Source organism: Roseixanthobacter psychrophilus, from assembly GCF_043195195.1.
In the GTDB taxonomy this organism is placed as follows: Bacteria; Pseudomonadota; Alphaproteobacteria; order Rhizobiales; family Xanthobacteraceae; genus NCEH01.
Genome location: NZ_JBAFWT010000022.1, coordinates 73,063 through 82,570 on the forward strand (window position 1 = coordinate 73,063; position 9,508 = coordinate 82,570).

The 9,508-nt window shown below is 62.1% G+C and carries 9 protein-coding genes; 5 read left to right on the forward strand and 4 right to left on the reverse strand.

Annotated features, from left to right (window positions below):
* Nucleotides 1-42: 42 nt before the first annotated feature.
* Nucleotides 43-1,017, reverse strand: a complete 975-nt coding sequence (locus tag V5F77_RS18370; RefSeq protein ID WP_429006784.1) for a quinone oxidoreductase family protein — start codon at nt 1,015-1,017, stop codon at nt 43-45.
* Between the two features lie 194 nt (nt 1,018-1,211).
* Here V5F77_RS18370 and V5F77_RS18375 point away from each other — a divergent pair, with 194 nt between their 5' ends.
* A complete protein-coding gene (locus V5F77_RS18375; RefSeq protein WP_429006785.1) occupies nt 1,212-2,390 on the forward strand; it encodes a UbiH/UbiF family hydroxylase in 1,179 nt (392 codons plus the stop codon).
* Between the two features lie 4 nt (nt 2,391-2,394).
* Here the strand turns inward: V5F77_RS18375 and V5F77_RS18380 are convergent, their stop codons facing one another.
* Nucleotides 2,395-3,354: an AEC family transporter gene (locus tag V5F77_RS18380; protein WP_429006786.1), complete on the reverse strand. Its 960-nt coding sequence runs from the start codon at nt 3,352-3,354 to the stop codon at nt 2,395-2,397.
* A 164-nt stretch (nt 3,355-3,518) separates the two neighbouring features.
* Between V5F77_RS18380 and V5F77_RS18385 the strand changes: the two genes are divergently transcribed.
* Both V5F77_RS18385 and hspQ read left to right on the forward strand, forming a co-directional pair.
* A complete protein-coding gene (locus V5F77_RS18385; protein ID WP_429006787.1) occupies nt 3,519-4,559 on the forward strand; it encodes an HpcH/HpaI aldolase/citrate lyase family protein in 1,041 nt (346 codons plus the stop codon).
* 160 nt (nt 4,560-4,719) lie between these two features.
* Nucleotides 4,720-5,043: a heat shock protein HspQ gene (gene hspQ / locus V5F77_RS18390; RefSeq protein ID WP_429006795.1), complete on the forward strand. Its 324-nt coding sequence runs from the start codon at nt 4,720-4,722 to the stop codon at nt 5,041-5,043.
* A gap of 113 nt (nt 5,044-5,156) precedes the next feature.
* Here the strand turns inward: hspQ and V5F77_RS18395 are convergent, their stop codons facing one another.
* Nucleotides 5,157-5,915, reverse strand: coding sequence for an invasion associated locus B family protein (locus tag V5F77_RS18395; RefSeq protein WP_429006788.1), 759 nt, complete (start codon nt 5,913-5,915; stop codon nt 5,157-5,159).
* Nucleotides 5,916-6,105: 190 nt separating this feature from the next.
* Here V5F77_RS18395 and V5F77_RS18400 point away from each other — a divergent pair, with 190 nt between their 5' ends.
* On the forward strand, nt 6,106-7,890 hold the full coding sequence (locus tag V5F77_RS18400; RefSeq protein ID WP_429006789.1) for an extracellular solute-binding protein: 1,785 nt from the start codon (nt 6,106-6,108) through the stop codon (nt 7,888-7,890).
* A 143-nt stretch (nt 7,891-8,033) separates the two neighbouring features.
* Nucleotides 8,034-8,801 carry a class I SAM-dependent methyltransferase gene (locus V5F77_RS18405; RefSeq protein ID WP_429006790.1) on the forward strand — a complete coding sequence of 256 codons (768 nt, stop codon included), beginning with the start codon at nt 8,034-8,036 and terminating at the stop codon, nt 8,799-8,801.
* A gap of 146 nt (nt 8,802-8,947) precedes the next feature.
* Here V5F77_RS18405 and greA read toward each other — a convergent pair whose 3' ends face one another.
* Nucleotides 8,948-9,427 (reverse strand): transcription elongation factor GreA, encoded by a 480-nt coding sequence (greA, locus tag V5F77_RS18410; protein WP_429006791.1) that lies wholly within the window; start codon nt 9,425-9,427, stop codon nt 8,948-8,950.
* Nucleotides 9,428-9,508 lie beyond the last annotated feature (81 nt).

The following is a 9,508-nucleotide window of genomic DNA, read 5'->3' on the forward strand; positions in this document are numbered from 1 at the left end:
CGCAAGGCTGAACCGGAGCGCAAGGTAAATTTATGAATGTCCTCAAGGAAGAAGCAGCGTCGATCCGGTGGTGCCGCGCGATTCCAGATCCCGATGGGCGGTCTGCGCATCCCTCAAGGCATAGGTCTGGTGGACGGGAATCTTCACCGCGCCCTTGATGACCGCCTCGAACAGATCGTTCGCCGTGGCCAGGAGGTCCGCACGGGTCGCAACATGGGTGGCAAGGGTCGGACGGGTCGCATAGAGCGAACCCTTCTGCGACAGCGTCAGCAGATCGAAATTCTTGATGGCGCCCGACGCATTGCCGAAGCTGACCCACAGGCCGCGCGGCTTGATACAGTCCAGCGATGCGGGATAGGTGGATTGGCCCACCCCGTCATAGACCACGTCGCACAGCTTGCCGTTGGTGAGCTCCTTGACGCGATGCACGAAATCCTCGTCGCGATAGAGGATGACGTGGTCGACGCCGTTGGCCACCGCCAGCTCGGCCTTTTCCTTCGACCCCACCGTCCCGATCACCGTCGCCCCGAGGAAATGGGCCCATTGAGAGAGAATGAGGCCCACGCCACCCGCTGCAGCCTGGATCAGAATCGTATCGCCCTGCTTCACCTCAAAAGTTCGGCGTACGAGATATTGCGCTGTCATTCCCTTCAGCATCATCGCCGCCGCCGTGCGGTCGTCGATGGAGGCGGGCAGATGGACCAGCGCAGAGGCCGGCACGTTGCGCACTTCGGCATAGGCGCCGAGCGCCGTGGCATAGGCGACGCGGTCTCCCGCGTGGAAGTCGTTCACATGCGGCCCCACCGCCTCAACCACGCCAGCGCCCTCGCTACCCGGCGTGAAAGGCATCTGCGGCGCCTTGTAGAGGCCGCTACGAAAATAGGTGTCCACGAAATTCAGGCCGATGGCGGTTTGGCGGAGCCTCACCTCGCCGGGTCCCGGCGGGGGAATGTCCGCTTGCTCGAACATCATGACCTCCGGACCGCCGGTCCGATGCACACGCACAATTCCAACCATTTTCTCGGCTCCCGGCGGCCCCATTTTGCGCAGATGATAGGCGTGCCCTGCCCGTCGGGCAAAGGCGTTCCGGCCTGAGCTTGCGCAGATCCGTGAGGACCTGAGACGACTGGGCGCGCGACAGGCGCCCCGCGCGCTCGTAAAAAGGGACACAACAAACCCCGATAGGCGGCAACCAGTACCGGGAGGCCGGAATGAACGAGATGGCGCAGTATGATGTGGCGGTGGTCGGCGCGGGGCCGGCAGGGCTGGCGGCGGCGCTCGGCTTGGCCCGGAAGGGCGTTCGCACGGCCCTCGTTACCGGACCTGAACGGGGCGTCGACCACCGGACGACGGCATTGCTGGAAGGCTCGATTCAGATTCTCGCTGATTTTGGCGTGTGGGATGATCTCGCACCCCATGCCGCGCCACTGCGCGACCTGCGAATCGTCGATGGAACCCGGCGCCTTATGCGGGCCCCCGAGGTACTGTTCCGATCAAGTGAAATCGGCTTAGAGGCGTTCGGTTACAATCTGGAGAACGAGGTCCTGCGGGGCCAGTTGCGCTCCCTGTGCGAGACCGCTCCGAATCTCGACATCATTTCAGCCTCTCTCACCGAGCTCGATGTCGGGCTGGACGCGGTTGAGTTGGAGCTCGATAGCGGTGGGCATCTCTCCGCCCGCCTGATCATCGCCGCGGACGGGCGAAATTCCAGAGTCCGCGAAGCCGTCGGCATCGCCATGCGCCACCGGGACTATCCCCAGGTCGCCTTGACCATGACGGTGCGCCACACCCGTCCGCACGACGACATTTCCACCGAATTCCACATGGAGCATGGCCCATTCACCCTGGTGCCGCTTCCCGGCAATCGCTCGTCCATCGTGTGTGTGGTGAGCGAGCGCGAGGCGGTGGATCTGCTCGGGCTCGATGCCAGAGCCTTTGCCAGAGAGATGGAGCGGCGCGCCTTCTCTCTCCTGGGCGCGTTCGAGGTGGAAAGCGGACGCGGCGCCTATCCGCTCGCGGCGGAAACGGCAGAAAAGGTCATCGCTCCCCGTGTGGCGCTGATGGGAGAGGCCGCCCATGTGATGCCGCCCATCGGGGCCCAGGGGCTCAACCTCGGCCTGCGCGATGCTGCGACCCTGGTGGCGCTGGCGAGTGATTCGATCGCCAAGGGCTCAGACCCCGGCAGCGAAAAGGTGCTGGAGAGCTATGCCCGCGACCGCCGCAACGACGTGAGCGGGCGAATGGCAGCAGTGGACCTGCTCAATCGCTCGCTTCTGTCGGATCTGGTGCCGATCCAAGGGGTGCGGGGCCTCGGACTCTACATGCTCGACCGGCTTGGTCCGCTGCGGCGCGGCCTGATGCGGCTCGGCATCGGTGCGCGCGCTGCCTGACGGCTCAGCGGATCATGTGCAGCGGCAGCAGGTTCTGCTGAATCAGATAGAGCACACCCGTCACCGTGATCACCGAAAGCAGCGTCCCCAAAAGGACGCTGGCCGAGGCCTCTTCGACATAGACCTTGTACTGCCGCGCCAGCACGAAAGCGTTGAGCGCTGGAGGGAGAGAGGCCATGAGCACGCCGGTTTTCACCCAGGTGGGCGAGAACACGCCGAGCGTCGTCAGGGCCATCAGCGCGATGAGAGGATGAACCAGCAGCTTCAGCGCCAGAAGCGGCGCCAGCTCGCGCGGCACACGACCAAGCGGGCGCAGAGCCACCGTAACGCCAAGGGTGAACAAGGCGCATGGGGCGGCGGCGTTTTTCAGGAAGTCCAGCATCCGCTCCACAGCGCCGGGGGCGCGGAATTCGAACGCAGCGGACACGATCCCCAACAGCGTAGCTATATTGAAGGGATGGGTTAGCACCCGCTTCAGCACGCCCCCCAACGTGTGCAGAAGGCTCTCGCTGCGGCCATGCACGCCCATCAGCAGCGGCACTAGGGTGAAGAAGAACAGGCTGTCGCACGCGAAAATCAGCGCGGCGGGTGTGGCGGCATCCTGCCCCAGCGCGGCGAGGGTCAGGCCGGGGCCCATGTATCCCACATTGGCATAGGCGCCGATGGTGGTCGCGATCGCCGCCTCGCCCACATTGCCGCGACGCAGCCACAGCCCGATGGTGAGCGCAAGTAAAGCACAGAAGGACGTGGAGACAACCACCGCAAGGATGAAGCCGGGATTGATCAGCTGCGCGAACGGCGTTTGCGCGACGATGCGATAAAACAACGCCGGCAGCGCGACATAGATGATGAAGAAGGAAAGCCAGGCAAGCCCCTCCTCCGGCAGCCGCACGAAGCGACCACACGCATAGCCAAGGAAAATCAGACCGAAGAAGGGAAAGGCGAGGCCGAAAAGGTCGGACATGGATTGTGCATTGCGGAAGGGTCCCGCCTGCTAACGACTTTGTCTCGGCACGTCAAACTGAGCGGTGGAGGCGGCCGGCCATCGCGTCATGTTGCAGCGCATCTTGGGACTTGCCGCGCGGCTTGGCCGTGGTCATGCTGAAGGGAAATCCTGGGGGACCCCGCATGAAGCTGCCGCGCAATTTCTTCAAGCCGCTCGCCATTGGTGCGCCCACCCCCTATCGCGAATTGCCGGTGCGGCTCGAGCGGATGATCCATTTCGTTCCGCCGCACATGGAGAAGATGCGCGCCAAGGTGCCCGATCTTGCCAAGCAGGTGGACGTTGTGCTCGGCAATCTGGAGGACGCTATCCCGATCGATGCCAAGGAGGCGGCCCGCTCCGGCTTCATCGAGATGGCACGCCATGTGGACTTCGGCTCCACCGGGTTATGGACCCGCATCAACGCCCTCAACAGCCCCTGGGCGCTCGACGACATCGTTCAGGTGGTTGACGCGATCGGCGGCAAGCTCGATGTCATCATGCTGCCCAAAGTCGACGGCCCCTGGGACATCGCCTATCTCGACCAATTGCTGGCGCAGCTCGAGGCCAAGCACGCCATCGGCAAGCCGATCCTGATCCATGCCATCCTGGAAACCGCCGAGGGCGTGAAGAATGTGGAAGAGATCGCTGCCGCCTCACCACGCATGCACGGCATGAGTCTTGGTCCGGCAGACCTCGCCGCCTCTCGTGCGATGAAGACCACGCGCGTCGGCGGCGGCCATCCGGACTACCAGGTTCTCGCTGATCCCGACGGAGACAATCCCCGCACAGGATATCAGCAGGATCTTTGGCACTACACGGTGGGCAAGATGGTGGACGCTTGCGCGGCCAATGCCATCAAGCCTTTCTATGGGCCATTCGGCGATTTTGGCGATCTGGCCGCCTGCGAAAGCCAGTTCCGCAACGCATTTCTCCAGGGATGCGTCGGAGCATGGTCCTTGCATCCGACACAGATTGCCATAGCAAAAAAGGTCTATAGTCCCGCTCCTGGCGAGGTTGCATTTGCCCTCAAGATCCTCGAAGCCATGCCAGACGGGGCGGGAGCCGTGATGATCGACGGGAAGATGCAGGACGACGCCACCTGGAAGCAGGCCAAGGTCATCGTCGACCTGGCCAAACTCGTGTCGGAAAAAGATCCTGACATGGCAAAGGTTTACGGCCTCTAGACAAGGAGCGCCGATACGGTTGAGAGGTTAAGAGCACGACATGCCACGCGATTCAAAGCCCCGGGAGCCCGCAGCGTCCCCTACGCGCGCTGACAAGGCGATGATGACTCGCGACATTGGCGAGGTGCGCGAAGCGTTTCCGACACACGGACCCGACACCATGCGATTAGCGAAGTTTCGCATTGGCGAGGTGGTGCGCCACAAACACTTCCCGTTCCGCGGCGTCGTGTTCGACGTGGACCCCGTGTTCGACAATACCGAGGAATGGTGGCAGGCAATTCCGGAGGAGATCCGGCCGCGCAAGGACCAGCCCTTCTATCACCTGCTCGCCGAGAATGCGGAGAATGAGTATGTCGCTTACGTCTCCGAGCAAAATCTCGAAGCGGACCTCTCGGGCGAGCCGGTGCGCCATCCGCGCGTGTCCGAAGCGCTAACGGACGACGGTGAAGGCGGCTGGCACATGCGCCGTGATCTGCTGAACTAGTCGGCTTTGATTGCAGCTTCGGTCAAATCAATGACCGATCAAAACGAAAACGGCGCGCCCAAAGGCGCGCCGTTGTGTTTCCACCTTGTCTTAGACAGCGCACACGCGCCGCATCACTTGCCGGCGGGCGCAGGGGCAGCGGGAGCCGGAGCGGCACCAGGGGCAGCCTGACCGGTCTGGGCGGCGCGTTCCTCAAGCTTCTTCTGCGCCAGCTTCTGCAGCTCTTCCGCCAGCTTCTGGCGTTCAGCCGCGACCACGTTGGGGTCGGAGGCCGGGCCGTCATAGGCCTTGGCGAAGTCCTTGGCGGGAAGCTGGAAGTTCAGCGTGCGGCCGCCCATCTGCAGCGCCTGGATGGTGATGGTCTGCGCCTTCTTCAGCTTGGTCACGAACTCGGCGTTCGTATCCATGCTGGCGAAGCAGCCATTGGGGAAGCAGATCTCATACTTCAGCGCCAGCGGAGGCTGCTGGTCGATGATCACGCGCGTGCCCGGCTGAACCATCATGCCGATGGGGACCGAGACGATAAATTTCAGAGCGGGGTCGCCCTGGACTTCGCGGATGGCGGCCGAAGCCAGCGGCTGACCCGTTTCAGCGGTGAAGTCCTGGGTGGTCATGCAGATTGTCTTATTGGCCTGCTGGTCGTTGCCGCAGACCTTGGTCCAGGGAGTATTGATGCCGGGTACGGCGACCGACGCCGGGCCTTGCGCCTGCTGGCCTTGGGGGGCGGCCTGTGCCGGGGCAGCCTGCGCGGGAGCCGCCGGCTTAGCGGGCTTGGCCGGCTGCGTCTGGGCGAACGCGCCGCCGGCGACGCCGAGGGCCAGGGCCATCGCGGCAAGACCGCCGACACGGCGCAAAATTTTCGCTTTCGTCATATTTCAAAAATTCCCTGTCGCGTGGCACCGGCCGGGTGGATCGGCGGACCCCTCTTAAACTCGGCTCTGTCGGTGTCAATTAAGGCAACACGGTGACGGGGAACCGCATCCGTGCGCGGATGTGATACCTTGCCTAACATTGCGGCTGTCGCACGACAGCGTCGCTGCTGGAGATTAAAAACACCTGCTGATGCGACAGGCTGCCGCCGCTCTCCTCACCCTGCTCCTCGCCGCACCCGGCCCAGCCGGCGCTCAGACGAGCCATGCCATCGCCATGCATGGCGCGCCGGCCTATCCCGAGGGCTTCGATCATTTCGCTTATGCAAACCCCGCCGCGCCCCAGGGAGGACGGCTGACGCTCTCGTTACCCGGCACATTCGATAGCCTCAACCCTTTCATAATAATGGGCTCCTCGACTCCCTTCATCCGTAACAACGTGGTTGAGAGCCTGATGGTGCGGGGCTACGACGAGCCTTTCACGCTTTATGGATTGCTGGCCAAAAGCATAGAAACCGATCCGCAGCGCAGCTTCGTGGCCTTTACCCTCGACCCACGCGCCCGCTTTTCAGACGGCACGCCGGTTACCGCTGACGATGTTGTGTTTTCCTATGAATTGCTGCGCGACAAGGGCCGGCCGAACCATCGCCTATACTATGGCAAGATCGCCCGTGCGCAGGCCCTCACCGAGCGCGTGGTGCGATTCGATTTTGTGAGTGCGGATAGGGAATTACCCCTGATTATGGGGCTTATGCCGGTGTTCGCGCGCCACGCCACGGACAAGGACAAATTTGGGGAAACCAGTCTCAAGCCACCACTCGGTTCGGGACCCTACAAAGTGGTGGAAATGGAGCCGGGTGCAAGCGTGACCCTTGCCAGGGATCCCAGCTATTGGGGTGGCGACCTGCCGACCAACAAGGGGTTCAACAATTTTTCGCAGCTTCGATTCGACTATTTCCGCGAACAGAACAGCGAATTCGAAGCATTCAAGCGCCAGCTCGTTGATGCCCGTTTCGAAAGCGATCCAGGTCGCTGGGAAACCGGGTATGATTTCCCAGCGGCGCGAGCCGGGAAGGTCATTCGGCAGGTGATCCCCACCGGGCTGCCGAAGCCTCACTATGCTCTGGTATTCAACACCCGCCGGCCGCTGTTTGCCGATGTGCGGGTGCGCCGCGCCATCATCGAATTATTTGATTTCACATGGCTTGATCGTAATTTTTACCATGGGCTCTACAGCCGCACCGCCGGTTTCTTCGATGGCTCCGAGCTTTCCGCGATCGGGCGCAGGGCTGATGCGGCGGAGCAGACTCTGCTAGCCGCCTTCCCCGGCGCGGTGCGAGCAGACGTGCTGGCCGGCACCTATGCGCCGCCCGCCGCCGACGGCTCCGGTCGGGACCGACTGCGGTTGAAGGCGGCGCTTGATCTTTTCGCTGAATCCGGCTGGCAGTTGAAGGACGGAAAGCTGCGCCGCGCCGACACCGGGATACCATTCCGTTTCGAGATCATGGTCACGACCCGCGAGCAGGAGCGCCTCTGCCTCGCCTTTGCCAGCCAGCTGGCCCGGGCCGGAATCACCGCCGATGTGCGGATCGTGGACGCGGTGCAATTCAATGCGCGGCGCAATTCCTATGATTTCGACATGGTGCCCTTTGTGTGGGGCCAGTCGCTTTCACCCGGCAACGAGCAGGCCTTCTATTTCGGCTCCGCGGCGGCGGACCAGCCGGGCACGCGCAATTACATGGGGATGAAGAGCGCTGCGGCCGACGCTCTGATCGCGGCCATGATCCGCGCCACCAGCCGTGCCGACCTCGTCTCCGCCGCCCGCGCGCTGGACCGGGTGTTGATTTCCGGGGCCTACGGTGTGCCGCTGTTCCACGCCCCGGGCCAATGGCTCGCCCGCTGGGCCTCGATCCGCTTGCCAAGCCAGCCCTCGCTCTACGGCACCCTCCCCGAGACATGGTGGCACAGCCCGGACTGAGATCGGGCATCCACTGTGGAAACTGTTCTGTGCTGGCCCCTGAGACCCGTCGGATTTTTTGTCCCTGGGATTGCCTCTCACGATTCGGAGGGTAATACTCCCCCTCCACGGTCCTCCGTGACAAATATCGTCAGGAATTAAGAATGTCAGATTCTGATAATTCCAAAGATTTTCAGTTCAGCCACGATGGCATTTGCCCGGTTTGCGAGGCATCTGCGAAATTTAGCGCCTCGGGTCCTTATTTTAGAGGGACCTTGATTTGCTCGAACTGTAAGTCAGTGCCGCGTCATCGCGCAATCATGCATGTATTGAAGACATATTTTCCGAACTGGGCACATCTATCAGTTCATGAAAGTTCGCCTGGCTGGGACATGGTGAGCCAACGCTTGGTCCGCGAATGTAGTTCTTATACTGCCTCGCAGTATAATGCATCAGTACCATTCGGTTCAATCGTCGATGCGCCGCGCATGCTCAGCAAATCCTATCGCAGCGAAAACCTTGAGGCGCAAACCTTCGAAGATGAACAATTCGACCTCGTCATTACACAAGACGTTTTTGAGCATATTTTCTATCCTGACAAGGCGATCAAAGAGATTGCACGAACACTGAAACCTGGGGGTGCGACATTAATGACCGTACCCATTATTTTAAAGAACAAGCCCTCACGTAGGCGTGCCGCATTACAGGACGGTAAGATAAGAAATATCCTAGAGCCGCAATTTCATGGCAATCCGCTGGGAAACGATGGTTCTCTTGTGACGATAGACTGGGGCTACGATATTGTTTCCTACCTCCAACATCATTCCGGTCTGTCATTTTTGATGGTCCAGATCGACAACATCGATCTCGGTATAAGAGCAGACCTGATCGAAGTCCTGATTGGGTTCAAGCGACCGATACCCGCTCTCTGAGCCGGGCAGCGGCGTGGGGTCCACGGCGAGTACGTGGGTGTTCCGGCATCAAGTCGCCAACCACCGCCTGATTTCCGCGATCTTTTGCTTAATGCGGCCAGCGCCTGGAGCGATGCCAGCGAGTTACGTTGCGCCTCAGGAGCGGATCAGCCGATTTCGACCACTTCCACTTCGCCGCCCGCCACCCGCGTCACATCGCCGACCGCCTTGCCCATTACGGCACGGGCGAGCGGCGAGACGTAGGAGACCGAACCGCGCGCAGGGTCGGCCTCATCTTCGCCGACAATGCGGAACGTCTGGCGGCGACCGTCCTCGCGCTCAAATGTCACCCGCATTCCGAACTGCACGCTATCTGACATTGGGTCAGGCTCCACGAGCTGCGCGCTAGCCCGGCGGGCGGCATAGTAGCGGAGGTCGCGCGTCGCCCGCGCCATGGCGGTGCGGTCGGCCTGTACCTCGCCAGCCGCCTGGGCCGCGCCATAGGCCGCCCGCGCTTCGGCCAGCGCCGTGTCGAGCGCCGCCAGCCCCTGCGGGGTCACCAGATTGGGATGGGCCGAGATCGGACGGTCCGGCAAGTCTGCCGCCGTGGCTTCCAGATCGTTTTCGCGGGTGAATGCAACAGACATGAAATGACTTTTCAACGGCCGGCGCCACGAGAGCGCAGAAGAAAGGGTCCGCTGATATAGTCACCCAACCTCCTCTCTACC